A 25542-nucleotide genomic window follows, 5' to 3' on the forward strand; every position below is an offset into this window, starting at 1 on the left:
CAGGCCCTGGATCACCAACCGCCATGCGCGGCCCGGCCCCCCAAAGAAATGTTACATACGCTTTCAAAGGTAGGAGACAAATGCCTGATGCGCCCGTTCACCGGGCGCTGCAGGGCCAAGGTCCTGCCTAGGTCAAAACACCACAAGGATCGACAAGGGTGCACATGATTAAAGGATCGGCCACGGGCCGGCTGTTTCGACGGGGCTGTTTCGCCTTGCTGTTCACTGCCTTCGGCGCCGGGTTGGGGGTGGGTGTGGAGCATTATCTCGACCGTCCCGACATGCTCAAGACCCGCCAGGCGCTGATCATCGAAGGCCCGACGGGGGATGATCGGACCTACCAGCTGCCAGCGGGCACGGTGCTGTACTACGACCGCGCCTTTGCCGAGGGGCATGTGCTCTACCACGCCTATTTCTACTATCACGGCGAGCCCGAGGGTGACCGGGTGCTGCTGGAGCCCAAGCACAAGGGGTCGTTGACCGTCCCGACCTGGCTCTACGCCCCCGGCGACCCCGCGCTCTAGACGCTGGCTTGCCAGCGAAGAGGTCCGCAAGATCGCCTTCGCCGGCAAGCCGGGTGCTACAGGCCGTCCGCTGCCTGGTTGGTCAATGCCGGTTGATCGGCATCCGCGGCCCGGCCCTTGGGTTTCCATTCGCTGATGATCACCGCCAGCACGATCAGGGCTCCCCCCAGCAGCGCCAGTGCGGGCAGGCGTTCCCCGGCGATCCGCCCGACAATCCCGGCCCACACCGGCTCACCGGCATAGATCAGGGTGGCGCGGGTCGGCGAGACGCTTTTCTGCGCCCAGTTCATCGCCACCTGGATCGCCGCACTGGCTGCCCCCAGGCCCAAGGCACTGGCCAGCAGCAGCCAGGAAAACCCCGGCAACGCTTCCCCGGTCGGTAGCACCATGGCAAAGGCCAGCAGTGAGGTGACCGCCAGTTGCACCACCGTGACCCGGCGCACATCCACCTGCCCGGCGAAGCTGCTGATCAGAATGATTTCGGCGGCAATGGCCACTGTGCTGATCAGGGTGGCGATCTCCCCGGGGCTGAAATCCAGCGAGGCGCCATTGGGGCCGGACAGCAGCATCAACCCGGTAAACGCCAGCATGATGCCGATGCTTGGCAGCAGCCCCGGACGCTTGCCCATGAACAGCCATTGCAGCAGGGGAACGAAAGGTACATAGAGGGCCGTGATAAACGCCGATTGGCTGCTGGGAATGCTTTGCAGGCCCACCGTCTGCAAGCCGTAGCCGAGCATGATGGCGGTGCCGATAAAGGTCCCGGCACGCAGCTCGAACAGGGTCAGCCCGCGCAGGTGGCGCAGTGAAAACAGGGCGACGATGCACGCCGCCGCGGCAAAGCGCAGGCCGACGAAGAACATCGGACCGCTGACGCTCATGGCCTTCTGCACCAGCAGGAAGGTGCCGCCCCAGATCATGGTGATCAGCACCAGCACCGCTTCGGCCCTGCTGAGTGGGAAGCGCATTGCGCGGGAGGGCGTTGAAGTCATGGCCTTGCGTGCTACCTGAGGGGGGACGCACAATGCGCCGGAAGCTGGGCAGTATACTGCGCAGGCCCAGAGAGCGAGCAATATAGTGCACAAAGATAACGTCCAACGGGCTTCGGTCCTGCAACATGTCAGCCTCAACGTGCGACGCCTGCGCCATGCCGCAGGCTTGAGCCAGAGCGCCCTGGCGGAAAAATCCGACGTCAGTCGGCGGATGCTGGTGGCCATCGAGGCCGGGGAGAAGAACGTCAGCCTCGGCACCCTGGACCGAGTGGCCGAGGCCTTGAACGTGGCTTTCAGCGACCTGATCCAGGCCCCGGATGCCCGAGACCCGAGCCGTATCAACGAGCTGGCCTGGGCCGGCGTCATCCCCGGGAGCAAGGCGCTGCTCCTGGCCAAGGCCGAGGCCAGCCGTGAAGTGGAACTCTGGGAGTGGCAGCTCGAGCCTGGCGAGGTCTATCACTCGGAGTGCGACACCGTCGGCTGGAGCGAGCAGATCTATGTCGTCGAGGGCTGCCTGACGCTGTTCTTCGGCGACGCCGAGCGGCGCTTGGAAAGCGGCGACTTCTTCATGTTCGCCAGTCATGTGCCTCACGGCTATCGCAATGACGGCGCCCAGGCCACGCGCTTCGTGCGCAACGTGGTGTACTGATTGCCCAGGCGTGCCGGCCACTGTTGGCCAGTCAACAGCGGTTGAACATTCTGCCTGTTTTCAGTTGATGCCTTTTCTCCGAAGTAATCTTCAAGCTGTTGAAATAAAAGGATTTTATATTTAGGCACGACTCCTGCAATTGTCCTGATAGCGAGCACCCGAGCGGTGTTTATCTTGATCTTCAGGACGTGGAGTCGGCCCATGACAGCCCCAGCCCAACCCTCACCCAGTGCCCACCTCATCCGCAGCGATGCCGAGGCCATCAGCGTGGCCCAGGCCCTGGCCCAGCGCTTTGCCGTGGAGGCCGCGGTACGCGACCGCGAACGGCGCCTGCCGGTGGCGGAACTCGACGAGTTCTCTGCCAGCGGCCTGTGGGGCATCACCATTCCCCGGGCCTACGGCGGCGCCGGGGTGTCCTACGTGACCCTGGCCGAGGTGATCAAGCTCATCTCCGCCGCCGATCCCTCCCTGGGCCAGCTGCCACAGAACCACCTCGGGGTGGTGGACATCCTGTTGCAGACCGCCAGCGAAGAGCAGAAGCAGCACTACTTCGCCAAGGTGTTGCAGGGCTACCGCTTTGGCAACGCGTTTTCCGAGGCCGGCAGCAAGCACGTCGGTGCCTTTGAAACCCAGATCCGCTTTACCGGCGAGCAGGCGCAGGTCGACGGCGAGAAGTTCTACTGCACCGGCGCCTTGTTTGCCCACATCGTGCCGACGGTGGCGGTGGATGAGCACAACCAGGCCCATATCGCCTTTATCGAGCGCGACACCCCCGGCCTCACGGTGATCGACAGCTGGGACGGCTTCGGCCAACGCACCACCGCCAGCGGCGGGGTCAGCCTCAAGGCCGTGCAAGTGCCGCGCAGCGCGGTGATCCCGGCCCACCGGGCCTTCGACCAACCCACCGCCGACGGCCCGATCTCGCAGATCATCCAGGCCGCTGTGGACACCGGCATCGCCGTCGCCGCCCTGGAAGACGCCAAGCATTACGCCCGGCAGTCCCGGCCGTGGATCGACAGTGGCCTGGATCACGGCTGGCAGGACCCTTTTACCCAGGCCGCCATCGGTGACCTGGAATGGCGGGTGCACGGCACCGAGGCGATCCTGGTCAAGGCCGCCGAGGCGGTTGATCAGGCCCTCGCCAGCCCCAGCGAAGACAGCGTCGCCCACGCCTCGCTGGTGGTGGCCCAGGCCAAGGTGCTGTCGGCAGAAAGCGCCTTGCTCGCCGCCAGCAAGCTGTTCGAACTGGCCGGCACCCGCTCGGTGTCGGCCAAGTACAACCTCGACCGCCACTGGCGCAACGCTCGCACCCACACCCTGCACGACCCGGCCCGCTGGAAATACCACCTGATCGGCAACTTCCTGCTCAACGGCGTCAAGCCACCCCGTCACGCCTGGAACTGAAAGGACACCGCCATGAACGCATTGACCCAACCCGACAGCCCCCAGGCCGCCCTGGCCGCGATCGGCGAGCAACTGCAAAGGGCCCGCGACCTGTTGCAGCGGACCCTGGAGTTCGTCCGCGACCAGGCCCGGCCCTGGTCCGGCAGCGGCCTGAGCAAGGCCAGCGACGACCCGTATGTGATCAGCCGCTTTGGCGATCTGCAGATCCGCATCGAAGTGGCCGCCGCCCTGCAGGAGCGGGCCCAGTACCGGCTGCAAGAGGGAAAGGACCCGGCCGAGATCGCCATCGCCCTGGCCGAGGCGGCGATTGCCGCCGCCGAAGCCCTGGCGGCGGCCGGCAACGCCGAATTCGAACTCACCGGCCAGCGCACCCCGCAGCCACAGGCCCTGCAAGACCCGCTGCGCTGGAAGTATCAACTGATCGGCAACTACCGCCTCAATGGCGTGCTGCCCCAAGGTTTCAGGAGTGCTGTGTGATGTCCCGTGAAATCCGCCTCAATGCCTTCGACATGAACTGTGTCGGTCACCAGTCACCGGGGCTCTGGGCCCATCCTCGGGACCGTTCCTGGCAGTACAAGGACCTGGAGTACTGGACCGACCTGGCGCGCATCCTTGAGAAGGGCAAGTTCGACGGGCTGTTCATCGCCGATGTGCTGGGCATCTACGACGTCTACAACGGCAATGGCGAGGCGGCGATCCGCCAGGCGGCCCAGGTGCCGGTGAACGACCCGCTGCAATTGATTCCGCCCATGGCCCTGGTCACCGAGCATCTGGGCTTCGGCCTCACCGCCTCGCTGTCGTTCGAGCATCCGTACCCCTTTGCCCGGCGCCTTTCGACCCTGGATCACCTGACGAAGGGTCGTGCCGGCTGGAACATCGTCACCTCCTACCTGGAGAGCGGGGCGAAGAACATCGGTCAGCAGGCGCAGACCGAACACGACGCCCGCTACGACTACGCCGAGGAGTACCTGGAGGTTTGCTACAAGCTCTGGGAAGGCAGCTGGGAGGAGGGTGCGGTGCTACGTGACCGTGAGCGGCGGATCTTCAGCGACCCGAGCAAGATCCACGAGATCCGCCACGCGGGCAAACACTTCCAGGTGCCGGGGATTCACCTGTGCGAGCCGTCGCCGCAACGCACTCCGGTGCTGTACCAGGCCGGGGCGTCCAGCCGCGGCAAGCAGTTCGCCGCCGAACAGGCCGAATGCGTGTTCGTTGCCGCGCCGTCCAAGGTGCTGCTGAAAAAGACCGTGGCCGACATCCGCCGCCGCGCGGCCGAAGCCGGGCGCGACCCGTCGAAGATCCTGATCTTCAACCTGCAGACGGTGATCCTCGGCGAGACCGATGCCCTGGCCAAGGCCAAGTTCGAGGAATACAAGTCCTGGGTCAGCTACGAAGGCGCCATGGCGCTGATTTCCGGCTGGACCGGCATCGACTTCAGCCGCTTCAAGCCCGACGAGCCCCTCAAGCATGTGCACACCAACGCCATCCAGTCGGCGGTGGAAGCCTTCTCCACCGCAGACCCGAACAAGGTCTGGACCCCTCACGAACTGGCCGACTGGGTGGGGATCGGCGGCTTTGGCCCGCTGTTTGTCGGCAGCCCGGAAACCGTGGCCGACCTGCTCCAGGAGTGGGTGGAAGAGACCGATGTCGACGGCTTCAACCTGGCCTACGCCCTGACCCACGAAACCTTTATCGATGCCGTGGAACTGCTGGTGCCCGAGTTGCAGAAACGCGGGGTCTACAAGACCGAATACGCACCGGGCACCCTGCGAGAGAAGCTCTTTGGCGCCGGCCCGCGGCTGCCGGTGAACCACCCCGGCAGCGCCTGGCGCGACCTCGCAACCCGGCTTCAGCCGCAACGCACCAGCGCCTGACCCCGCGCCTCTCGTAGGAGCTGGCTTGCCGGCAAAGAGGCCCGCAAGACCTGCGCCCGCTTTGCCGGCGCCTTCGCCGGCAAGCCGGCTTCTGCACAGACGCCGCCGACCTGCATGTAGGGGCGGGCCTGCCAGCGAACAGACCTGCAATCACTGCCCCGATTGGCCCCGGGCTGGCCCCCGTCACTGCTGTCGTTCGCTGCCCCGGCTGCGGGGGGCGCCTGAAGTTCATCTGGCAGCCGCCCCAGGCCACGACTCAACCTACAACTGCGGCCTGGGTCGCCGAATTCAAACGGAACAGCGCATGACGCCAACCGCGCCCATCCTACTTTGGTACTGCTGGATGAACCTTCCATGGGCTTGGCGCCTATCATCGTCCAGGAGATTTTTCAGATCGTTGCCCAGCTTAATCGCGAGGCGGGAGTGAGCTTTCTGATCGCCGAGCAACGCATTAATCTGGCGCTCAAATACGCTCCCCATGCCTGCTGGACACCGGCCGAGTGGCCCTGTCCGGCACCGCCGAGCAACTGCTGGCCCGGGGCGATCTGCAGGACTTCTACCTGGGCAAACACTGAGCGTGAGTATTCCATGAGCCAAAACCACTGCGGACAGGCAACCCCAGCCACCCGTGATGCTGAAATTCTGATTGTCGGCGGCGGCCTCAGTGGCGCCTTGCTGGCGGCGCAATTGCTGCGCCTGCCGGGGCGGCGGCGGATACTGGTGATCGAGCCCCGCAGCGAGCTGGGCCGCGGCGAGGCCTACAGCGCTGTCGAGCTGGGGCATACCCTGAACGGCAACGCGGCACGGATGAGCGTCGATCCGGACAATGCCGATGACCTGACCCACTGGCTGACCCAGCATATTGCCGGCGGTGGCTGGCCCGAATCGGGCCGCCAGTCGGTGCCGGTCAGCGAGCTGTTTCCACCTCGGGGGCTGTTTGGCGTCTATGTGCAGCAACGCCTGGCCGAGGCGCTGCAGCTGGGCCTGGAACAGGGCTCCAGCCTGAGCCATGTGCGCGGCGAAGCGGTGGACCTGGAAACCGACAGTGACGGTGTCTGCCTGACGCTGGCGGACGGCCGCCAGCTGCGCGGTGGAGTGGCGGTACTGGCCACCGGCATGTTCCCGGCGGCGCGCACACCGCAAACCCGGTCCAGCGGCCTCAATGCCGCAGCCCTGGACCCTTGGGACGTGGCCGCCATGGCCCGCCTCGACCCGCAGGCGACGGTGCTGATCATCGGCTCCGGGCTGACCATGGTGGACGCCGTGGTGTCCCTGGAGCAGGCCGGGCATCGCGGGCCGATCGAGGTGTTCTCCCGGCATGGCCTGCTGCCCCATGTGCGCCGCCAGCCGCCGGCCTGGGTGGACTTCCTCGCGGCCGACCTCAAGCTGCGCAGCCCGCGACAACTGCTGCGGGAGGTGCGGCGTCAGTGCCGCGAGGCCCAGGCTCAAGGCATCGACTGGCAAGCGCCGCTGGACACGGTGCGGGTGCATATCGGCCGGTTGTGGAGCCAGGCCAGCGAGGCGCAGAAACGCCAATTCGTGCGGCATGTGCGGCCCTGGTGGGAGAGCCACCACCATCGCTCGCCGCCCTTGAGCGCCGAGCGGGTGGCGCGCCTGCACGCCGAGGGCCGTTTGCGCATTCATGCCGCGGCCTACCAGGGACTGGAACCTTCGGTGGAGGGTCGCCTGACGATCCGCCTGCGTTATCGCGGCACCGAGCACAGCGAGCGCCTGGAGGGGGACGCACTGATCAACTCCAGCGGCATTGAATACGACTGGCGCCGGGTCGCCCGGCCTTTGCCGCAGCAACTGCTGGCCCGTGGTCTGGTCACCCCCGGGCCGTTGGCCCTGGGCATCAGCGCCACGGCAGAGGGTGCCGTGCACAACGCCCGTGGCCAGGCATCCGAGCGCCTGTTCGCCATGGGACCGCCGTTGCGTGGCCTGTGGTGGGAAAGCACCGCCGTCACCGACGTCGCCCTGCAGGCCAAGGCCCTCGCCGCGCACCTGGCGGCATTGCCCTTGTAGCCGCTGCCGCAGGCTGCGAACGGCTTGGGCGGCATTCCGACGCAGGAGACGCGGGGATCTTGAGGCCGTCCAAGATCGGCAGGCGATCGTCAGGCAAGGTCCTGCGGACCTTTGCGCAGCTTCGCGGGCTCAGCAGCGGCTACAGGAGGGTGATCCAGCGCTGTTCCTGGGCGGCAGTGCGGATCGCCGCGGCCAGGCGCTCTATTTCCCAGGCCTCAGCGAAATCCGTGCCGTCCCGACCCTGGCCGCACAGGGCCATGATCAGTTCATGCACTTCCAGGGTCTTGAGTTCGTTGTAGCCCAGTTGATGCCCGGGGGCCGGGCTGAAGGCGGCGTAGCCGGGCAGCTCGGGCCCGGCCAGCAGGCGCTGGAAGCCTTTCTGCCCGACCCGGTACAGGCGCAGTTCGTTGAGCCGTTCCTGGTCGAAGGCGAGGGTGCCCAGGGTGCCGCTGATCTCGAAGCTCAGGTGGTTTTTGTAGCCATGCTTGATCCAGCTGCTGCTCAACGTGCCCCGCGCACCATTGGCGAAACGCAACAAGGCGTGGGCCTGATCGTCCACGGCAATGTGGCGCCGTTCCTGGCTGCCGGCGTGGGTCGGTCGTTGCAGATGCACCGTCTGTACATCGGCGCACACCGCCTGCACCGGCCCCATGAGAAAGCGCGCCATGGCCAGCAGGTGGCTGCCCAGGTCGGCCAGGGCGCCGCCGGCGTGCTGCGGGTCGCAACGCCAGGACCAGGGTGAATCCGGGTCGGCCATGAAATCCTCGCTGAACTCGCCCTGGAAACTCACCAGTTGCCCCAGCTCGCCCTGGCCGATCAACTGCCGGGCCAGGGCGATCATCGGGTTGTGCTGATAGTTGTAACCGACCCGGGTCACCAGCCCAGCGGCCTGGGCGGCGTGGTGCATCTGCCGGGCCTCCTCGACGCTGATGGCCAGGGGCTTTTCGCAGTACACCGCCTTGCCTGCCGCCAGGGCCGCCATGGCCATGGGGAAGTGCAGATGGTTGGGGGTGGTGATGGCCACCAGATTGACCCGGGGATCGGCGATCAAGCCTTGCCAGTCGCTATGGGCCCGGGCGAAGCCCCAGGCCCCGGCACAGTGCTCGGCGCGCTGCGCATCGGCATCGGCCAGGGCCGCCAGGTGCAGGCGCACCGGCAGTTCGAACACTGCGCTGACACTGCGAAACGCCAGGGCGTGGGCCCGGCCCATGAAGCCGGTACCGATCAAGCCAATGCCAAGTTCATCCATAGCCGCACCTGCAGAATTATTGTTTTAGGAAGGGCTAGTTATGGAATAAAAATTCTCTAATTGCAATTGCTGGAATTAAAATTTTGACGGGCACTGTAGGAGCCGGCTTGCCGGCGACAGGGCCCCTGTGGCTTGCGTTGGGTTCAAGGCCCTGTTCGCTGGCCGCTGCCAAGGGAAATGAAAAAGGCAGCCCGGAGGCTGCCTTTTCGGTGGTGCAAGCGGGCCTCAGGAGAGGAAGCCGCCATCCACGTTCAGCGAAATGCCGGTGGTGTAGCTGGAAGCGTCGCTGGCCAGGTAGAGCACCGCGCCGGCCATTTCGCTCGGGTCGGCCACGCGCTTGAGGGGGATCTGCGCCAGGGCGGTCTTGAGGATGGCGTCGTTCTTCACCAGGGCCGAGGCAAACTTGGTGTCGGTCAGGCCCGGCAGCAAGGCGTTACAGCGGATGCCGAACTGTGCGCATTCCTTGGCGAAGACCTTGGTCATGTTGATCACCGCCGCCTTGGTCACCGAGTAGATGCCCTGGAAGATCCCCGGCGAGATGCCGTTGATCGAGGCGACGTTGATGATGCTACCGCCGCCGTTGTCGCGCATCAGCTTGCCGGCTTCCACCGACATGAAGAAATAGCCGCGGATATTGACGTCGACGGTCTTCTGGAAGGCCCCCAGGTCAGTGTCCAGGACGTTGCAGAATTGCGGGTTGGTGGCGGCGTTGTTGACCAGGATGTCGAGGCGGCCGAACTGCTCGCGAATCCCGGCGAAGACCTGGCTGATCTGCTCCATTTCGCCGATGTGGCAGGCAATCGCCGTGGCCTTGCCGCCGGCGGCGATGATGGCGTCGGCCACGTGCTGGCAGCCTTCGAGCTTGCGGCTCGACACGATCACATGGGCCCCTTGCTGGGCCAGGAGCTTGGCAATGGCTTCACCGATACCGCGGCTGGCGCCGGAGACGAATGCGATCTTGCCGTCGAGGTCGAACAACTGAGTCTTGGACATGGTTTTTCCTTGCTGGGCTGTCGGGCGCCGAGGGCGCGGTCAGAGGCTGGATTTTTCGATGACCTGCAGGCTCATCTGCTCCAGCAGTTTGTTCATGTGAATGAACTGCGCGAAGCGTTTGTCCTGGGTCTGGCCGTGGTAGAAGCGGTAGTAGATCTGCTGCACGATGCCGGCCAGGCGGAACAGGCCGTAGGTGTAGTAGAAGTCGAAATTGCCGATTTCGATTCCCGAACGTTCGGCGTAGTAATCGACGAATTCCTGGCGGGTCAGCATGCCCGGGGCGTTGCTCGGCTGGCGCCGCATCAGTTGCACTGGCGCCGGGTCGGCGGCCTCGATCCAGTAGGCCAGGGTGTTGCCCAGGTCCATCAGCGGATCGCCCAGGGTGGTCAGTTCCCAGTCCAGCACGCCGATGATCTGCATCGGGTTGTGGGGATCGAGGATGACGTTGTCGAAGCGGTAGTCGTTATGCACGATGCTTGAGGTTGGGTGATCGGCGGGCATCTTGTCGTTGAGCCAGGCCTTCACGGTTTCCCAGTGCGGCGCATCGGGGGTCAGGGCTTTCTCGTAGCGCTCGCTCCAGCCCTTGATCTGACGCTGCACATAGCCTTCAGGCTTGCCCAGGTCGCCCAGGCCGCAGGCGTTGTAGTCGACCCGATGCAGTTCGACGAAGCGGTCGATGAAACTCTTGCACAGGGCTTGGGTCCTGCCGGCATCCAGGCCCAGTTCCGCCGGCAGGTCGGAGCGCAGGATGATGCCCTTGACCCGTTCCATGACATAGAACTCGGCGCCGATCACCGACTCGTCGGTGCAGTGCACATAGGCCTTGGGGCAGTAGGGGAAACCGTCCCTGAGCTGGTTGAGAATGCGGAACTCGCGGCCCATGTCATGGGCGGACTTGGCCTTGTGACCGAAGGGCGGGCGCCGCAGGACGAATTCCTGGTCCGGGTACTCCAGCAAGTAGGTGAGGTTCGAGGCACCGCCCGGGAACTGGCTGATTTGCGGTGTGCCGCTGAGGCCGGGAATATGCGCCTTGAGGTACGGATCGATCAGGTTGGCATCGAGCTCCTCGCCGGGGCGAGTACGGGTGGATTGGTCTGTAAGCGCCATGCTTATCCCTTCTGCTTATTCTGGAGGCCAGAGATTATTGACTAATCTAATGCGCCTACCGGCCCCTCACAATCGCGGCGAGCCTTTATAGGTGCGCGTGTTGCCGGACAATCATTGCTTTTGATACAAGCGTTTGAATTTACCCCCGTGTATCTACGACCCGGTGAGACCAAGCCCTCGTAGGAGCCGGCTTGCCGGCGAAGAGGATGTCCTGACCGGCGCTGGCTTTCGCTGGCAAGCCAGCTCCTGCACAAGCCATGCAGGCCAGAGGTTGTCCGCCCCACGAGCATAGGCGTTGACTCGGGGATGGGTCAGTTCGGTGCCGGCAGGGGAAGGGGGGTCAGCAGTGGCCGGCCCTCGAAGTGGGCCAGCAGGTTCTGGCCGACCATGTCCACGGTGTCGCGGCTGGCCTGGGGCGAAAGGCCGGCCACGTGGGGCGTCAGTACCACATTGTCCAGGCCCTTGAAACCGTCCGGCACTTGCGGTTCGTCATCGAACACGTCCAGGGCCGCGCCGGCAATCCGCCGCTGTTTCAGGGCCTGCAGCAGGGCGTTGGTGTCCACCACGCTGGCACGAGCGATGTTCACCAGGAAACCTTCGGCGCCAAGGGCTTGCAGCACCGGCTGGTCCACCAGATGCCGGGTGTCGGCGCCGCCGGGGGTGGCGATCACCAGGGCATCCGAGTCCCGGGCCAGTTCCAGCAGGGTCGGGCAAAAGCGGTAGGGCTGGTCCGGCCGGGGCTGGCGGCTGTGATAACTCACGGTCATGTCGAACCCCAGGGCACAGCGCCGGGCGATGGCCTGGCCCACGGCGCCCAGCCCGAGGATGCCCAGGCGCATGCCGGCCACGGAAGGGCGCAGGACTTTTGGCCATTGTCCCTGGCGCACGGCGGCATCGGACTGGGGAATGCCCCGGACCAGCGAAAGCAACAGGGCGAGGGCATGATCGGCCACCGACGAGGCATTGACCCCGGCGCCATTGGTCACGGCAATCCCGCGGTTGCTCGCCGCTTGCAGGTCCACCTGCTCATAGCCGGCACCGATCACGCAGATGATCTGCAGCCGGGGCAGGGCGTTGATTTCCGCCGCAGTCAGCCCCAGTGGGCCTCGGGTCAGCACGGCGTCGATCTGTGGGGCGTGGGTCTTGATGGCCTGGGCCCGTTCGGCGGGCGTGGGGGCCAGGATCAGGTTGAAGCCCAGCGCTTCGAGCAAGGGCAGGTAGGCGTTGACGTTCTCGACCAGGACCAGGACGGTGGCGCGCATGACGGTTCCTCAGCAGTTAATGGGGCAAGGGCTGGCGCAATTGAAAGATGTTGCCTTCCGGGTCGACGCCGTCGCAGATCTGCGCCCCCATGAATGACCATTCGCGCTCGGCCTCGTACAACCGGCCCCCGGCGCTGGCGGCCCGTTGCCTGGCCTGTTGCAGATCGGCGACCTGGAACAGCGGCTTGCACGCGCCATCGCTACGGGGCAGTGGCGGTTCCTGCACGACGATGCGCGCGGCAATCGCCGCAGGCACCTGGACCAGTGTCAGCTCGAAGCCCTGATGCACCAGTTGCTGGTAATCGGCCTGTTGCTCGGTGATGGGCCAGCCCAGCAGGTCGGCATAGAAGCGGGCGAGTGACGGCGGGTCGAGGCTGTAGAGGATGCAGCCGGCGATCGTGGTGGCGCTCATGGAGGATTCCATACAGGCGGGGACGAAGGCTCAAGGGTGCGGGTTGCGAGGGATTTTGGCAATGCTCGCCGGCACCGTTCCCGGGGGAGTCACGCCATGTTCGGCGTGCCCGGGGCGGTGTGGGGACTATGGGGTCAGAAGGTCACATCGGCGGTCGTGGCCAGGCGCACGAAGGGGCCGTTGAGGGTGGCGTTATGGTGGGCGATGATTTTCTTCGCCCCCAGCACGGGTGTGTCCATGCAGGTATGGGCGTCCTCCACCAGCACGGCGGCAAAGCCCAGGTCGCCGGCGGCGCGGCAGGTGGCATCGACGCAGTACTGGGTCTTCATGCCGACGATCACCAGTTCATTGACCTGGGCTTCCTGCAGGCGCTCGGCCAGCCCGGTGCCGACAAAGCAACTGGGGCGGGTCTTGTCCAGCACGCAGTCCAGTTCTTCATCCACTTCCAGGGTCGGCAGCAGTTGCCAGAGCGGGCTGCCGGCGGCAATCGGCGATTCGGCGGGGCCGGTATGGCGCACGGCGAAGATCGGCGCCCCGGCCTGGCGGGCGCGGCGGATCAGCTGGTTGATGTTTTCCAGGGTCTGTTCGCGCTTGTAGGGCTTGTCCGGTCCGTTGAACAGGCCGACCTGCATGTCGATGACCAGCAGGGCACGCTTGGCGTTGGATAAAGGCATCTTGTCTCTCCTTGTAGTGCCAGCTGGACGGAGAAACAAAAGGCCCCGTCCATTGCTGGCGGGGCCTTGGTTTTACTGTGCTTGCATCATCCCGCACAGCTACCACACGACCCGCCGTAGGCAGTCGTGGTGGTAGAGGTAGGGTTGAGCGCGTAGATATTCATGGGGTCCGATCATGCCGCCTGGCCGTGAATCTTGTCAACGCAGCCCAGCGCGCGTCGGCTTGCCGAGGAACAGGTGCGTGGGATGTGCATCGCCTTCGCGGACGCTTGCGCCGGCAAGCCGGTGCCAGGGGAAGGCGGGAGAGAGCCGGGCCAGACGCTTCGCCACGGCAAAAAAATAAATCTGCACCGTACAAACCGTTCCTCAGCTAAGTCTATGCAGCGCTCGCGGAATCCCGGACAATCGCGCCCCCTCTGTTTCGGTCGGGGCTCTGTCTGTCGGGTACTCCGACGCGCCCTGATCGAATGGCAAACGACCGGAATGTGGAGATCCCACCGGATGAATGATCAGGCCAACAGCGTTGATCAACGCTTTGAAACGGCGACCCCAGCGACCCTGAGTAGCTGGAACCGCCAAGACACCACCTGGATGCTGGGCCTGTTTGGCACCGCCATTGGTGCCGGTACCCTGTTTCTGCCCATCAATGCCGGCATCGGCGGTTTCTGGCCGCTGTTGATCCTGGCGCTGCTGGCCTTCCCCATGACCTTCTATGCACACCGCGGCCTGACCCGCTTCGTGCTCTCCGGGCGTGACGGTGCGGACATCACTGACGTGGTGGAAGAGCATTTCGGCCTCACCGCCGGTGCCCTGATCACCTTGCTGTACTTTTTGGCGATCTTCCCGATCCTGCTGATCTACAGCGTGGCCCTGACCAACACCGTCGACAGCTTCATGACCAATCAACTGCACATCGCGCCGCCACCGCGGGCGATCCTGGCCCTGGTGCTGATCTTCGGCCTGCTGGTGGTGGTGCGTTGCGGCGAGCAGGTGATCGTCAAGGCCATGAGCCTGATGGTCTATCCGTTCATCGTGGCCCTGCTGTTCCTCGCGGTGTTCCTGATCCCGCACTGGAATGGCGGCATCCTTGCCACCGTCAGCGATGTCCCGGCGCCTTCGGCCTTCCTGCATACCCTGTGGCTGGCGATTCCGGTGATGGTCTTCTCGTTCAACCACTCGCCGATCATCTCGGCCTTTGCCGTGGACCAGAAGCGCCGCTATGGCGTGCATGCCCAAGAGCGCAGCTCGCAGATCCTTTCGCGTGCCCACCTGCTGATGGTGGGCATGGTGCTGTTCTTCGTCTTCAGCTGTGTGCTGACCCTGAACCCGGCGCAACTGGCCGAAGCCAAGGCGCAGAACCTGTCGATCCTGTCCTACCTGGCCAACCACTTCCAGAATCCGACCATCGCCTTCGCCGCGCCGTTGATTGCCTTCGTGGCCATCGCCAAGTCCTTCCTGGGTCACTACATCGGTGCCAGCGAAGGCCTCAAGGGCCTGATCGGCAAGAGCGGCCGGCGTCCTGGGGCGAAAACCCTGGACCGGGTTACCGCTGCCTTCATGCTGGTGATCTGCTGGGCCGTGGCGACCCTCAACCCGAGCATCCTGACGATGATCGAGACCATGGGTGGCCCGGTGATCGCGGCGATCCTGTTCCTGATGCCGATGTACGCCATTCGCAAAGTGCCGGCCATGGCCCGCTATCGCGGCCAGGCCTCCAACGTCTTCGTGACCCTGGTGGGCCTGGTGGCCATTACCGCCCTGGTGTACTCCCTGGCTTCGTGATTTGTGCGACGCGCTGGCGGCTGCCTTCGCCGGCATTCCACACCTGCGCGACGCTCACCGCCTGGAGCCGGCTTGCCGGCGGACAGGCCCTCAAGCCTGACGCGATTGCTGGCAACACAACCAACGCCGCCGGTGCTCACAGCACCGGCGGCGTTGTCGTTCAAGGCATTGATCAGGATCGTTTGCTGCCTTGAATAAAGGTCTAAGCTGGTGCTCTTATTGCTGCCCGGAACCCGTCAATGGCCACTCCCGCCACACGGGCTGCAATCTGGCCCAAAGGCGTTGATGCCGTTGGGCGACACCCTCTGAATTCGAATCTTGCCTTGTCACGGACGAACCCGATTGGCCACTGAACCCCTCACCCAGCCAACTGTTGTCCCCAAGCGCAGCCGCGACCTGCTGGCCGGCTTGTCCATCGCCGGCCTGTTGCTGCCGGAGGCTGTGGCCTATTCCGGTATTGCCGCCTTGCCGCCCCAGGCCGGGGTCATTGCCCTGTTCGCCGGGTTGCTGTGCTACGGCCTGCTGGGCAGCAGCCGCTTCGCCATTGTCTCGGCTACGTCCTCATCGGCGGCGGTGCTGGCCGCTGCCACCTTGTCCCTGGCAGAGGGCGACGTGCAGCTGCGCCTGAACCTGGCGTTCGCCCTGGTGCTGCTGACCGGAGGCTTCTTCGTCCTGGCGGGGCTGTTTCGCCTCGGCGGCGTCACCGCGTTCATTGCCAAGCCGGTGCTGCGCGGCTTCGCCTTCGGCCTGGCGGTGACCATCATCCTCAAGCAGTTCGCCACCATCGTGGGGGTGCACCTGAGCACCGGCAACCTGGTGCGTTTTCTGCCGCAGTTGCTGGAGCAGTGGCCGCAGTGGAACTGGGCCGGCGCGGCGGTGGCGGCATTGGCCTTGCTGGTGCTGGCGATCTGTTCGCGGATTCCCTACGTGCCCGGTGGGCTGGTGGCGGTGGTGATCGGCATTGGCGCCGGGCAATGGCTCGATCTGCCGGCTCATGGGGTGGCCCTGATCGGGGTGATCGAACTCAAGTTGCAGGTGCCGAGCCTGCCGGACCTGCCCTTTGCCGACTGGTTGCGCCTGGGGGAACTGGCGTTTGCCCTGGTGATGATCCTGTATGCCGAGTCCTACGGCTCCATCAGCTCCCTGGCGCTCAAGCATGGCGACCGGGTCTCGTCCAACCGCGACCTGCTGGCCCTGGGCGCTGGCAATCTGCTCTCCGGTCTGTTCCATGGCATGCCCGTCGGCGCCGGCTATTCGGCCACTTCCGCTAACGAAGCGGCGGGGGCCCGCTCGCGGCTGGCCGGGCTGACCGCTGCTGCGGTGATGCTGATCATCGTTCTGACGGTGCTGCCCTATATCGCCCTGACCCCGGAGCCGGTGCTGGCGGCGATCGTCATCTATGCCTTGGGCCATGGCCTGAGCCTGCAACCGCTGGGGCGCTATTTCATCTGGCGCCGGGATCGGTTGCTGGTGATCTGTGCGGTCACCGCGGTGCTGGTGCTGGGGGTGCTGGATGGTTTGCTGCTTTCGGTAGGGGTGAGCATTCTGTTGATGCTGCGCCAGTTGTCGGCGGCGGATATCCAGATCCTCGGTCAATTGGGCAGCGGACATGATTTTGTCGACCTCAGCCGCCATCCTCAGGCGCGGCAGGTGCCGGGGGTGCTGATTCTGCGTCCGGGGGAGGCGCTGTTCTTCGCCAACGCCGAGCGCATCCTGGGCGGTGCCTTGCACCTGATCCGGCATGCGCAGACGCCGATTCACACGGTCATTCTCAGCCTGGAAGAGTCGCCGAATCTGGACGGCACCAGCATCGAGGCCCTGGACGACTTCTTCCGTCAGGTCCGCCTGGAGCACAAGCGCCTGGCCCTGGCCCGGCTCAAGCACAGGGCCAAGGAAGCCCTGGCGGGCCTGCCGTCGACTGCCGAGCATCAGGTGTTGCTCAGTGGCACCAGCGTCGACGATACGCTGCAGGAAAGCCTGCAGATCTGGAGCGGTCAGGCTCAGGCAGGACTCTGGCATTGAGTCTTGGCGCTTGGGTGTATCGCGCCTGGCCTGTGGCAGCGCAGCGCAGGGCGAACTAGCGGGCAGGGCAGTCAGCACAAGTCACAGGCATAAAAAAACGCCGCGTATCGTGGAATACGCGGCGTTCTTTTTTACAACGCTAGAGCCTTAGGCTTGCACCACCGGGATCTTGGCGTTGGCCGCCGCTTCACGGAACTCGGCGATCTGGTCGAAGCTCAGGTAGCGGTACACGTCCGCTGCCATGCTGTCGATCTTACCGGCGTATTCCATGTACTCCTCGACGGTCGGCAGGCGACCCAGGATCGAAGCCACCGACGCCAGCTCGGCCGAAGCCAGGTAGACGTTGGCGCCATCGCCCAGACGGTTCGGGAAGTTACGGGTCGAAGTCGACACCACGGTCGAGTTCGGCTCTACACGTGCCTGGTTACCCATGCACAGCGAGCAGCCCGGCATTTCCATGCGCGCGCCAGCCTTGCCGTAGATGCCGTAGTAGCCTTCTTCGGTCAGTTGGTGAGCGTCCATCTTGGTCGGCGGCGACAGCCACAGACGGGTTGGCAGCTGGCCCTTGACCTGATCCAGCAGCTTACCGGCGGCGCGGAAGTGACCGATGTTGGTCATGCAGGAACCGATGAACACTTCGTCGATCTTCTGGCCAGCAACGCTGGACAGCAGGCGAGCGTCGTCCGGGTCGTTCGGCGCGCAGAGCACAGGCTCCTTGACGTCGGCCAGGTCGATCTCGATGACTTCGGCGTACTCGGCGTCCTTGTCGGCTTCCAGCAGCTCAGGGTTGGCCAGCCAGGCTTCCATCGCTTGAGCGCGACGCTCCAGGGTACGGGCATCGCCGTAGCCTTCGCCGATCATCCAGCGCAGCAGGGTGATGTTGGACTTCAGGTACTCGGCGATCGATTCTTTGGACAGCTTGATGGTGCAACCGGCAGCCGAACGTTCGGCCGAGGCGTCGGACAGTTCGAAGGCTTGCTCGACGGTCAGGGTTTCCAGACCTTCGATCTCCAGGATGCGGCCGGAGAAGGCGTTCTTCTTGCCTTTCTTCTCGACGGTCAGCAGGCCTTTCTGGATCGCGTAGTAAGGGATGGCGTGGACCAGGTCACGCAGGGTGACGCCAGGCTGCAGCTTGCCCTTGAAGCGAACCAGGATCGATTCCGGCATGTCCAGTGGCATGACGCCAGTGGCGGCGGCGAAGGCCACCAGGCCGGAACCGGCCGGGAACGAGATGCCGATCGGGAAACGGGTGTGGGAGTCACCACCGGTGCCGACGGTGTCCGGCAGCAGCATGCGGTTCAGCCAGCTGTGGATGATGCCGTCGCCCGGACGCAGGGACACGCCGCCACGGGTCATGATGAAGTCAGGCAGGGTGTGGTGAGTAGTGACGTCGATCGGCTTTGGATAGGCCGCGGTGTGGCAGAACGACTGCATCACCAGATCGGTGGAGAAGCCCAGGCAAGCCAGGTCTTTCAGTTCGTCACGGGTCATAGGACCGGTGGTGTCCTGGGAGCCGACGGTGGTCATCTTCGGTTCGCAGTAGGTGCCTGGACGCACGCCAGTCACGCCGCAAGCCTTGCCGACCATCTTCTGCGCCAGGGTGAAACCCTTGGTGCTTTCGGCTGGAGCTTCAGGCTTCTTGAACAGGTCCGACGGTGGCAGACCCAGCTCGGCGCGCGCCTTCTCGGTCAGGCCACGGCCGATGATCAGCGGGATACGGCCGCCAGCACGGACTTCGTCGAGCAGGACCGGGGTCTTCATTTCGAAGGTGGCCAGGACTTCGTCGCTGTTGTGCTTGGTGACTTTGCCAGCGTGCGGATACAGGTCGATCACGTCGCCCATGTTCATCTTCGACACGTCGAATTCGATCGGCAGGGCGCCGGCGTCTTCCATGGTGTTGTAGAAGATTGGAGCGATCTTGCTGCCGAAGCAGAAGCCGCCGGCACGCTTGTTCGGCACGTAAGGAACGTCGTCGCCGAAGAACCACAGGACCGAGTTGGTCGCCGACTTACGGGACGAACCGGTGCCGACCACGTCGCCAACGTAGGCGATCGGGAAGCCGTCGTTGCGCATCTGCTCGATCTGTTTCATCGGGCCGATGGAACCTTGCACGTCAGGCACGATGCCGTCACGGGCCATTTTCAGCATGGCCAGGGCGTGCAGCGGGATGTCCGGACGGGACCAGGCGTCAGGGGCAGGGGAGAGGTCGTCGGTGTTGGTTTCGCCGGTGACCTTGAACACCCGCAGGCTGATCTTGTCGGCCAGTACCGGGCGGTTCTTGAACCACTCGCCGTCGGCCCAGGATTGCAGTACGCCCTGGGCGTGAACGTTGCCGTTCTTGGCTTTTTCCGCGACGTCGTGGAAGGCGTCGAACATCAGCAGGGTGTGCTTGAGTTGAGCGGCAGCAACAGGCGCCAGCTCGGCGTCGTCCAGCAGGTCGACCAGGGTCACGATGTTGTAGCCGCCCTGCATGGTGCCCAGCAGTTCTACGGCGCGCTTCTTGTCGATCAGAGGGGAGGAGGCTTCGCCTTTGGCCAGCGCGGAGAGGAAACCGGCCTTGACGTAGGCGGCTTCGTCGACTCCTGGTGGAACGCGATTGGTGATCAGGTCAACGAGGAAAGCTTCTTCGCCAGCCGGGGGATTCTTCAGCAGCTCGACCAGGCCTGCAGTTTGTTCGGCGTTAAGCGGCTGGGGAACGATACCCAGTGCTGCGCGCTCTTCGATATGTTTGCGGTAGGCTTCAAGCACAGTTATTACCCTCATCAGTGGTCCCAAATGGGTGTCCGGGACGCTCATCCCGAAATTGCCGTACTCATGCGCTGCGTGGCGTTGTGGGCCACTTAGCCAGAATTACCGACAATTCCTTACAGAAGCTGCTTTCAAAGTTTTACGCCTGCAGAACGGGGAGCTGATGAGGGTTGGCGCTGGATTTTTCCCCGCTGGAAAAATCCCTCGCCAACACCGCTCTGAAGGAACGACTGTGCTCGTGACGCTTTGAAAACAGCTTCAAACGGACATTGGCGCCTAAAAAGGCTGGCTGATTCTACGGCAAAAAAAATCTAAACGTAAGTTGCTGTATTGAAGTTTGAGGGGTGATCAATCTTAGACAAAGGGCTAACATTGCCGACTGTTTTGCCTTTGCGTGTGTTGTTTTTCTATGCCCAATCAGACCATCAAGACCCCTTGCGTCGGCCTCTGCTCCACCGTCTACGGCGACCTGGTGTGCCGCGGCTGCAAGCGTTTCCATCACGAAGTGATCAACTGGAACGGTTACAACGAGGAGGAGAAACGCGCGGTCTGGTTGCGTCTTGAACAACTGCTGGTGCAGGTGATGGCGGCCAAGCTGGAAGTCTTCGACCCGGCGCGTCTGCGCGGGCAACTGGAGCAGCGCAAGATCCGTTTCGTGCCGCACCAGTCCGAGTATTGCTGGGCCTACCAGCTGATTGCCCGGGGCGCGCGGGTGATCAACCAGCTCGACGCCTACGGCATGGCGCTGTTGCCGGAGTTCCGCGACTGGGGCCTGCCGGAGTTGCGTGACGCCATCGATCGGGAATTCTTCCTGCTGTCGGAAGCCCACTACCAGCGCTACATCGCCCCGGGGTTTCTCAAGGACGCCCTGGGCTGAGAGGTTCGTCGGCCAGCCACTTCCTGCGCAAAGGGTGCTGCAGGCGTGGGCTTGCCAGCGACAGCGTCGTCATGGGCGACGCAGGTTACGCGCTGGCGTTGCGGGGAAGGGGCTCAGGCTTTGGCGGCGAGTTCTTCCAGGTGGTCCATGATGTCCGCCGGCTTGAGCACCAGCACGTCACTGTCCAGGGAGTCGAGCACCACTTCGGCGGTGTTGCCGATCAAGGCCCCCGACAACCCGGTACGGGCCACGGTGCCGATGATGGTCAGCACGGCCCCCAGCTTGTGGGCCATATGGGGAATCAGCACGTCCGCCGGACCTTCCTCGATATGCAGGTGCGCATCGTCGATATCGAACTCGGCCTGGAACGCCCTGCATTCCTCGCGGTAGCGCTTCTCGATGGTTTCCTTGAGCTGGAACACCGGGTCGGATGCCGAAAGCATCGGTGATGGATGGGCGCTGATCACGTGCAGTTGGGCCCTGGCCAGGCTGGCGATGTCGAAACCATAGTCAACGATGCTGGCATGCAGGGTGCGGTGTTCGCCGTCCATGTTGCCGACATCGATGGCCGCCATGACCACGCCACCGGCCCAGGGGGTGGCGGTCTTGACCAGCAGCACCGGGGTTGGGCAGTAGCGCAGCAGCTTCCAGTCCGCCGGGGTCAGCAGGACTTTCTTCAGCGGATTGTCATGGGAATGCTGCTTGATCACCAGGCCGCAGCCCTCGGCCTGCTGCACGTCGATGATGGTTTCATGCAGGCTCTCGTTCCAGGCCTGCTCGGTGGTAACGCTGTAGCCTTCGCCGGTCAGGCTGCTCTTGAGCACGCTGAGCAGCGCCGAGTGTTCGTGCTTCTTGTCGCAGACCAGCAGATGCAGGTGGGCCTGGGTGACCCCGGCAATCAGCTTGGCGCGCTTGAGGGCCAGACTTTCGCCAGGCGTGGGATCGATGACCACCAGGATGCTGCGGATACTTTGCATGATCGGGATCTCCAGGAAAGGGATGAATGGTTAGGGTCTGTTCCCGTTTGGCCCAGCAACGCGGCTCGTCACCAAACGGGAACAGACCCTAGCGTGCACAACTATAGTTGCTGGCGCCCGCGCCGCATGTTGATGCATATCAAGCGCGGCCGCTGGTGGTCTGCGACGTGGCCGGTATAATCGCCAGCCTTTCGCTGTGAAGCCTTATTTGTCTCGTGAGCCTCATGTTATCGATCACTGATAGTGCCGCCATTGCTCGCCTTGCTCTGGCGGATTGCTCGGAAATGCGCCGATGAACTTTTTGGAAATTCATGACTTCCTCGGCTGTCGGACTCCCGACGCCTGGGTCCAGGCGGCCCTGGCCGACCAGGAAACCCTGCTGATCGACCACAAGAACTGTGAGTTCAAGGCCGCCAGCACCGCCCTGAGCCTGATCGCCAAGTACCACTCCCATGTCGACCTGATCAACATGATGTCGCGCCTGGCCCGGGAAGAACTGGTGCACCACGAACAGGTCATGCGCCTGATGAAACGACGCAAGGTCGAGCTGCGCCAACTGCACGCCGGGCGCTACGCCTCGGGCCTGCGCAAAGTGGTGCGCAGCCATGAGCCGGTGAAGCTGGTGGACACCCTGGTGGTCGGCGCCTTTATCGAAGCCCGCAGTTGCGAGCGCTTCGAAGCCCTGGTGCCGCACCTGGACGAAGAACTGGGCAAGTTCTATTTCGGCCTGCTCAAAAGCGAGGCCCGGCACTATCAGGGCTACCTGAAGCTGGCCTACCAGTATGGCGACGCCCGGGACATCGCTCAGGTGATCGACAAGGTGCGGGCCGCCGAGCAGGAGCTGATCGAGTCCCCGGACCCGGAATTCCGCTTCCACAGCGGCGTGCCGGCCTGGTAAGGCACAACCCTTGTGTCGCAGCCCTTGTGTAAAAACAGGGGCAAATTGTTAAAAACTCTTAAAAGAATGAAACTTTGCGCAAAACCGCGATAAGTCGCTGGTTTTGCCGCGACCTTAGCCTTTTTTTAACCTGGGTCCTTCTATAATGCGCGCACTCAAAATTGTGTGCTTGCGAACGGGAAGGTATGGAAAACCTGGGTCTTGGCAAAGTCCTGCTGGTGGAAGATGACGAGAAGCTCGCCGGGCTGATTGCCAGCTTCCTGTCCCAGCATGGCTTTGAAGTGCTGACGGTACACCGGGGCGATGTGGCCTTGGCGGCGTTTCTCGAATTCAAACCGAAGCTGGTGGTGCTCGACCTGATGTTGCCGGGCCAGAGCGGCCTGCACGTGTGCCGGGAAATCCGCGCCGTGGCCGATACCCCGATTGTCATCCTCACCGCCAAGGAAGACGACCTGGACCACATCCTCGGCCTGGAGTCCGGCGCCGACGACTATGTGATCAAGCCCATCAAGCCGGCGGTGCTGCTGGCGCGGCTGCGGGCCCTGCAGCGGCGCCAGGTGCCGGAGTCGACCGCCTTGCGCGGGGCCCTGGAGTTCGGCGTGCTGAGCATCGACCGCAGCAGCCGCGAGGTGCGTCTGTCCGGCGAGCCGATCGAACTGACCACCATGGAGTTCGAGCTGCTCTGGCTGCTGGCCAATGCGGCAGGCAAGACCCTGTCCCGGGATGACATCCTGAACCGCATGCGCGGCATCGAGTTCGACGGTCTGAACCGCAGCGTCGACGTCTACATCAGCAAATTACGCGGCAAGCTCAAGGACAACCCGCGCGAGCCGGTGTGCATCAAGACCGTGTGGGGCAAGGGCTATCTGTTCAATCCATTCGCCTGGGAGATTTGAATGCTGCGGCTGTTTCTGGGGCTCTACCTGTTCCTGGCCCTCGGCTTTGCCGGAGCCATGACCGCGGTGCAACACATCTTCCTCAACTACCTGGCGGTGGACCTGATCGAGGCCTACAACCGTGATGCGGTGCGCGGGCCGGCCTACAGCCTCAGCGAGCAGCTGCGGCCCTTTGACGAGGCCGGGCGTCAGCATCAACTGGAGTTGCTCAAACCCCATTACGGGCTGGGGCTCAAGCTGGTGCAGGCCGGCGAGCTGGACCTCAACCAGAAGGAGCGGGCGCTGCTGAGCGCCAAGCAGCTGGTGGTCCGGGATGATTTCAACGAATTCATTTCCAGCATCGACGACGGTCCCCAGTTACTGAGCATCAAGCTGCCGGAAGACCCACCCCTGACCCTGCTCTACAACATCGCCGCCTATGCCTTGCTCGGCACGCTGCTGGCCATCGTCCTGTACTTCTGGGTGCGCCCGCACTGGCGCGACCTGGAGCGCCTGCGCCTGGCCGCCGAGCGTTTTGGCGGCAATGACCTCAGCACCCGCCTGCAACTGTCCCAGCGTTCCAACATTCGCGACCTGGCCCAGCACTTCAACCGCATGGCGGCGCGCATCGAGGGCCTGATCGCCAACCAGCGCGAGCTGACCAACGCGGTGTCCCACGAGTTGCGCACGCCCATCGCGCGGCTGTCATTCGAGCTGGACCAGTTGCAGCAGCAACCGGACCCGGAGGAAAACCGCGAACTGATCGCCGACATGTACGCCGACCTTGGCGAACTGGAGGACATGGTCTCCGAGCTGTTGTCCTACGCCAGCCTGGAGCACGGCGCGGCCACCATCAGTCGCGAGAATATCCAGGCCCAGAGCTGGCTCGACAGCGTGGTCGGCAGTGTCGCCCTGGAGGCGGAAGCGGCGGGGGTGCAGTTGCTGATCCGCTCCTGCCAGGTCGAGTACGTGCGGATCGAGCCACGCTTCATGGCCCGGGCGGTGATCAATCTGCTGCGCAACGCCATTCGCTACGCCGACCGGCGGGTGGAGGTGTCCCTGGTGCGCCTGGAGCAGGGCTACGAAGTGCGGGTCAATGATGACGGGCCCGGCGTGCCGGTGGATGGACGGGAGAAAATCTTTGAACCCTTTTCCCGGCTCGACGCCAGCCGCGACCGGCGTACCGGTGGCTTCGGCCTGGGCCTGGCCCTGGTGCGACGGGTCTCCCAGTGGCATGGCGGCAAGGTCGAGGTGGTGGATTCGGAGTGGGGCGGGGCCTCGTTTCGCCTGACCTGGGCCCATGTCGATTAGCGGCAGCGGCAAGTTGCAAGCGGTAAGCGGCAAGCTTCAAGCCGCCAGTTCGCTGCTTGCCGCTTGCCGCTCGAAGCCTACCGCTTAAAAGCTGTACTCAAGCTGGGTGCCCAGCACCGTCTGCATGCGCCGATCGACGATCGGGCTGTCGCCGGCTTCCTTGCCCAGGTACTGCAGGGACAGCAGGGTCGAAAGCTTGGTCTGCTCGTTGAGGGGCAGGGTCCATTCCAGGTCCAGGCCATTGCTCACCAGCCCGCCCTTGGCGCGGTAGGCGCTGAAGCGGCTGTTGGCGGCCTGGGTGCCGCTCACGCCGTACCAGGTCTGCATATAGTCGGCATTGCCGAACAGGCTGTTGAGGCTGGCATCGAGGCTGCCCAAACGTCCCTCGTACAGGTTGGTGCCAATGCTCAGCTGCAGCTGGCTGTAAGCTGAACCGGTGTCCTTGTTGTCATTCTTCTTCACGGCGTGGGTCACCGTGGCTCCCAGTTCGAACGGGCCCAGGTCGTAACCCAGGTGTGCGCCGAACTGCGCACGTGACTTGATCTGGCCCATGCCCTTGAGCCGCTTGGAGCCTTGGCCCAGGTGGTTCTTGTCGCGCCGTTCTTCGCTGGGGCCGACCCAGGTGCTGAACGACAGGTCGCCCCATTCATGGCCCCAGCCCAGGCCCTGGTCGGTGTTGAGGAAGAGGCCATAGGGGCTGATGATTTCGCCGCCGAAAATCGGCGCCACGGTGCGCTCGTCACTGCCGCTGTAGCGCGGCACGCTGGCAACACCGCCGCGCACGCCATATTTCCAGTCCTCGGCATGCAGCGCTGCAGACCCTGTGGCCAGGCCGAGGGTGCCCGCCCAAAGGGCGACGGTGGTGCAGCGTTTCAGGCTTTTCATAG

21 protein-coding genes and 2 pseudogenes are annotated in these 25542 nt (G+C 64.1%); 13 read left to right on the forward strand and 10 right to left on the reverse strand.

Going from position 1 to position 25542, the window contains the following annotated elements:
- Positions 1 to 164 precede the first annotated feature (164 nt).
- Complete coding sequence (locus tag PFZ56_RS18900; RefSeq protein ID WP_170003248.1) at positions 165 to 524, forward strand: hypothetical protein; 360 nt, start codon at positions 165 to 167, stop codon at positions 522 to 524.
- Positions 525 to 580: 56 nt separating this feature from the next.
- Here the strand turns inward: PFZ56_RS18900 and PFZ56_RS18905 are convergent.
- A pseudogene (locus PFZ56_RS18905) lies at positions 581 to 1607 on the reverse strand (DMT family transporter).
- Here PFZ56_RS18905 and PFZ56_RS18910 point away from each other — a divergent pair.
- The 6 genes and pseudogenes from PFZ56_RS18910 to PFZ56_RS18935 all read left to right on the forward strand — a co-directional run bounded on the left by PFZ56_RS18910 (position 1602) and on the right by PFZ56_RS18935 (position 7468).
- On the forward strand, positions 1602 to 2165 hold the full coding sequence (locus tag PFZ56_RS18910; RefSeq protein WP_102879741.1) for a helix-turn-helix domain-containing protein: 564 nt from the start codon (positions 1602 to 1604) through the stop codon (positions 2163 to 2165). The pseudogene PFZ56_RS18905 and the gene PFZ56_RS18910 overlap by 6 nt on opposite strands.
- Before the next feature lie 201 nt (positions 2166 to 2366).
- A complete protein-coding gene (locus PFZ56_RS18915) occupies positions 2367 to 3569 on the forward strand; it encodes an SfnB family sulfur acquisition oxidoreductase (RefSeq protein ID WP_394304410.1) in 1203 nt (400 codons plus the stop codon).
- 12 nt (positions 3570 to 3581) lie between these two features.
- On the forward strand, positions 3582 to 4046 hold the full coding sequence (locus PFZ56_RS18920) for an acyl-CoA dehydrogenase (protein ID WP_170003268.1): 465 nt from the start codon (positions 3582 to 3584) through the stop codon (positions 4044 to 4046).
- Positions 4046 to 5443, forward strand: coding sequence for an LLM class flavin-dependent oxidoreductase (locus PFZ56_RS18925; RefSeq protein ID WP_170003266.1), 1398 nt, complete (start codon positions 4046 to 4048; stop codon positions 5441 to 5443). Before PFZ56_RS18920 ends, PFZ56_RS18925 begins: the two co-directional genes overlap by 1 nt.
- 324 nt (positions 5444 to 5767) lie before the next feature.
- Positions 5768 to 6018, forward strand: a pseudogene (locus tag PFZ56_RS18930) (ABC transporter ATP-binding protein); the annotation flags it as partial.
- Positions 6019 to 6031: 13 nt separating this feature from the next.
- Positions 6032 to 7468: an FAD/NAD(P)-binding protein gene (locus PFZ56_RS18935; RefSeq protein WP_110596982.1), complete on the forward strand. Its 1437-nt coding sequence runs from the start codon at positions 6032 to 6034 to the stop codon at positions 7466 to 7468.
- A 139-nt stretch (positions 7469 to 7607) separates the two neighbouring features.
- On the opposite strand, the gene PFZ56_RS18940 is transcribed toward PFZ56_RS18935, so the two are convergent.
- From PFZ56_RS18940 to PFZ56_RS18965, 6 genes are all read right to left on the reverse strand, one after another.
- Positions 7608 to 8717: a Gfo/Idh/MocA family protein gene (locus PFZ56_RS18940; protein WP_170003262.1), complete on the reverse strand. Its 1110-nt coding sequence runs from the start codon at positions 8715 to 8717 to the stop codon at positions 7608 to 7610.
- 225 nt (positions 8718 to 8942) lie between these two features.
- Entirely contained in the window at positions 8943 to 9710 is a 768-nt protein-coding gene (locus PFZ56_RS18945) for an SDR family oxidoreductase (RefSeq protein WP_110653616.1), read from the reverse strand.
- A gap of 39 nt (positions 9711 to 9749) precedes the next feature.
- The gene (locus PFZ56_RS18950) at positions 9750 to 10817 is read right to left on the reverse strand and encodes a phosphotransferase family protein (protein WP_110653615.1); all 1068 of its coding nucleotides are present in this window, start codon (positions 10815 to 10817) and stop codon (positions 9750 to 9752) included.
- Between the two features lie 311 nt (positions 10818 to 11128).
- Positions 11129 to 12079, reverse strand: coding sequence for a 2-hydroxyacid dehydrogenase (locus tag PFZ56_RS18955; protein ID WP_170003260.1), 951 nt, complete (start codon positions 12077 to 12079; stop codon positions 11129 to 11131).
- A 16-nt stretch (positions 12080 to 12095) separates the two neighbouring features.
- Entirely contained in the window at positions 12096 to 12491 is a 396-nt protein-coding gene (locus PFZ56_RS18960; protein WP_170003258.1) for a VOC family protein, read from the reverse strand.
- A gap of 134 nt (positions 12492 to 12625) precedes the next feature.
- Positions 12626 to 13165, reverse strand: a complete 540-nt coding sequence (locus tag PFZ56_RS18965) for a cysteine hydrolase family protein (protein WP_102879731.1) — start codon at positions 13163 to 13165, stop codon at positions 12626 to 12628.
- A gap of 501 nt (positions 13166 to 13666) precedes the next feature.
- Here PFZ56_RS18965 and PFZ56_RS18970 point away from each other — a divergent pair.
- Both PFZ56_RS18970 and PFZ56_RS18975 read left to right on the forward strand, forming a co-directional pair.
- Entirely contained in the window at positions 13667 to 14947 is a 1281-nt protein-coding gene (locus tag PFZ56_RS18970; RefSeq protein ID WP_102864482.1) for a serine/threonine transporter, read from the forward strand.
- 342 nt (positions 14948 to 15289) lie between these two features.
- Positions 15290 to 16969, forward strand: a complete 1680-nt coding sequence (locus tag PFZ56_RS18975) for a SulP family inorganic anion transporter (protein ID WP_170003256.1) — start codon at positions 15290 to 15292, stop codon at positions 16967 to 16969.
- Positions 16970 to 17116: 147 nt separating this feature from the next.
- Here the strand turns inward: PFZ56_RS18975 and acnB are convergent, their stop codons facing one another.
- The gene (gene acnB / locus PFZ56_RS18980; RefSeq protein WP_102879729.1) at positions 17117 to 19717 is read right to left on the reverse strand and encodes a bifunctional aconitate hydratase 2/2-methylisocitrate dehydratase; all 2601 of its coding nucleotides are present in this window, start codon (positions 19715 to 19717) and stop codon (positions 17117 to 17119) included.
- A 409-nt stretch (positions 19718 to 20126) separates the two neighbouring features.
- Here acnB and PFZ56_RS18985 point away from each other — a divergent pair, with 409 nt between their 5' ends.
- On the forward strand, positions 20127 to 20594 hold the full coding sequence (locus tag PFZ56_RS18985; protein WP_102879728.1) for a DUF1289 domain-containing protein: 468 nt from the start codon (positions 20127 to 20129) through the stop codon (positions 20592 to 20594).
- Between the two features lie 113 nt (positions 20595 to 20707).
- Here PFZ56_RS18985 and PFZ56_RS18990 read toward each other — a convergent pair whose 3' ends face one another.
- Positions 20708 to 21571, reverse strand: a complete 864-nt coding sequence (locus PFZ56_RS18990) for a universal stress protein (protein WP_110653529.1) — start codon at positions 21569 to 21571, stop codon at positions 20708 to 20710.
- A 292-nt stretch (positions 21572 to 21863) separates the two neighbouring features.
- Between PFZ56_RS18990 and PFZ56_RS18995 the strand changes: the two genes are divergently transcribed.
- From PFZ56_RS18995 to PFZ56_RS19005, 3 genes are all read left to right on the forward strand, one after another.
- Positions 21864 to 22469, forward strand: a complete 606-nt coding sequence (locus tag PFZ56_RS18995; RefSeq protein ID WP_102879727.1) for a tRNA-(ms[2]io[6]A)-hydroxylase — start codon at positions 21864 to 21866, stop codon at positions 22467 to 22469.
- 185 nt (positions 22470 to 22654) lie between these two features.
- Positions 22655 to 23365 carry a winged helix-turn-helix domain-containing protein gene (locus tag PFZ56_RS19000; RefSeq protein ID WP_102879726.1) on the forward strand — a complete coding sequence of 237 codons (711 nt, stop codon included), beginning with the start codon at positions 22655 to 22657 and terminating at the stop codon, positions 23363 to 23365.
- Positions 23366 to 24655, forward strand: coding sequence for an ATP-binding protein (locus PFZ56_RS19005; protein ID WP_102864488.1), 1290 nt, complete (start codon positions 23366 to 23368; stop codon positions 24653 to 24655).
- Between the two features lie 84 nt (positions 24656 to 24739).
- Here PFZ56_RS19005 and PFZ56_RS19010 read toward each other — a convergent pair whose 3' ends face one another.
- Positions 24740 to 25540, reverse strand: a complete 801-nt coding sequence (locus PFZ56_RS19010; RefSeq protein WP_102879724.1) for a MipA/OmpV family protein — start codon at positions 25538 to 25540, stop codon at positions 24740 to 24742.
- Positions 25541 to 25542 lie beyond the last annotated feature (2 nt).

Origin of the sequence: Pseudomonas danubii (assembly GCF_042980055.1) — a bacterium.
Taxonomy (GTDB): domain Bacteria; phylum Pseudomonadota; class Gammaproteobacteria; order Pseudomonadales; family Pseudomonadaceae; genus Aquipseudomonas; species Aquipseudomonas danubii.

What these genes read in the sequence shown, in the direction of transcription:
- PFZ56_RS18900 (WP_170003248.1), top strand. Translation starts at nt 165, where the DNA reads ATGATTAAAGGATCGGCCACGGGCCGGCTGTTTCGACGGGGCTGTTTC.
- PFZ56_RS18915 (WP_394304410.1), top strand. Translation starts at nt 2,367, where the DNA reads ATGACAGCCCCAGCCCAACCCTCACCCAGTGCCCACCTCATCCGCAGC.
- PFZ56_RS18920 (WP_170003268.1), top strand. Translation starts at nt 3,582, where the DNA reads ATGAACGCATTGACCCAACCCGACAGCCCCCAGGCCGCCCTGGCCGCG.
- PFZ56_RS18925 (WP_170003266.1), top strand. Translation starts at nt 4,046, where the DNA reads ATGTCCCGTGAAATCCGCCTCAATGCCTTCGACATGAACTGTGTCGGT.
- PFZ56_RS18935 (WP_110596982.1), top strand. Translation starts at nt 6,032, where the DNA reads ATGAGCCAAAACCACTGCGGACAGGCAACCCCAGCCACCCGTGATGCT.
- PFZ56_RS18940 (WP_170003262.1), bottom strand. Translation starts at nt 8,717, where the DNA reads ATGGATGAACTTGGCATTGGCTTGATCGGTACCGGCTTCATGGGCCGG.
- PFZ56_RS18945 (WP_110653616.1), bottom strand. Translation starts at nt 9,710, where the DNA reads ATGTCCAAGACTCAGTTGTTCGACCTCGACGGCAAGATCGCATTCGTC.
- PFZ56_RS18950 (WP_110653615.1), bottom strand. Translation starts at nt 10,817, where the DNA reads ATGGCGCTTACAGACCAATCCACCCGTACTCGCCCCGGCGAGGAGCTC.
- PFZ56_RS18955 (WP_170003260.1), bottom strand. Translation starts at nt 12,079, where the DNA reads ATGCGCGCCACCGTCCTGGTCCTGGTCGAGAACGTCAACGCCTACCTG.
- PFZ56_RS18960 (WP_170003258.1), bottom strand. Translation starts at nt 12,491, where the DNA reads ATGAGCGCCACCACGATCGCCGGCTGCATCCTCTACAGCCTCGACCCG.
- PFZ56_RS18965 (WP_102879731.1), bottom strand. Translation starts at nt 13,165, where the DNA reads ATGCCTTTATCCAACGCCAAGCGTGCCCTGCTGGTCATCGACATGCAG.
- PFZ56_RS18970 (WP_102864482.1), top strand. Translation starts at nt 13,667, where the DNA reads ATGAATGATCAGGCCAACAGCGTTGATCAACGCTTTGAAACGGCGACC.
- PFZ56_RS18985 (WP_102879728.1), top strand. Translation starts at nt 20,127, where the DNA reads ATGCCCAATCAGACCATCAAGACCCCTTGCGTCGGCCTCTGCTCCACC.
- PFZ56_RS18990 (WP_110653529.1), bottom strand. Translation starts at nt 21,571, where the DNA reads ATGCAAAGTATCCGCAGCATCCTGGTGGTCATCGATCCCACGCCTGGC.
- PFZ56_RS18995 (WP_102879727.1), top strand. Translation starts at nt 21,864, where the DNA reads ATGAACTTTTTGGAAATTCATGACTTCCTCGGCTGTCGGACTCCCGAC.
- PFZ56_RS19000 (WP_102879726.1), top strand. Translation starts at nt 22,655, where the DNA reads ATGGAAAACCTGGGTCTTGGCAAAGTCCTGCTGGTGGAAGATGACGAG.
- PFZ56_RS19005 (WP_102864488.1), top strand. Translation starts at nt 23,366, where the DNA reads ATGCTGCGGCTGTTTCTGGGGCTCTACCTGTTCCTGGCCCTCGGCTTT.
- PFZ56_RS19010 (WP_102879724.1), bottom strand. Translation starts at nt 25,540, where the DNA reads ATGAAAAGCCTGAAACGCTGCACCACCGTCGCCCTTTGGGCGGGCACC.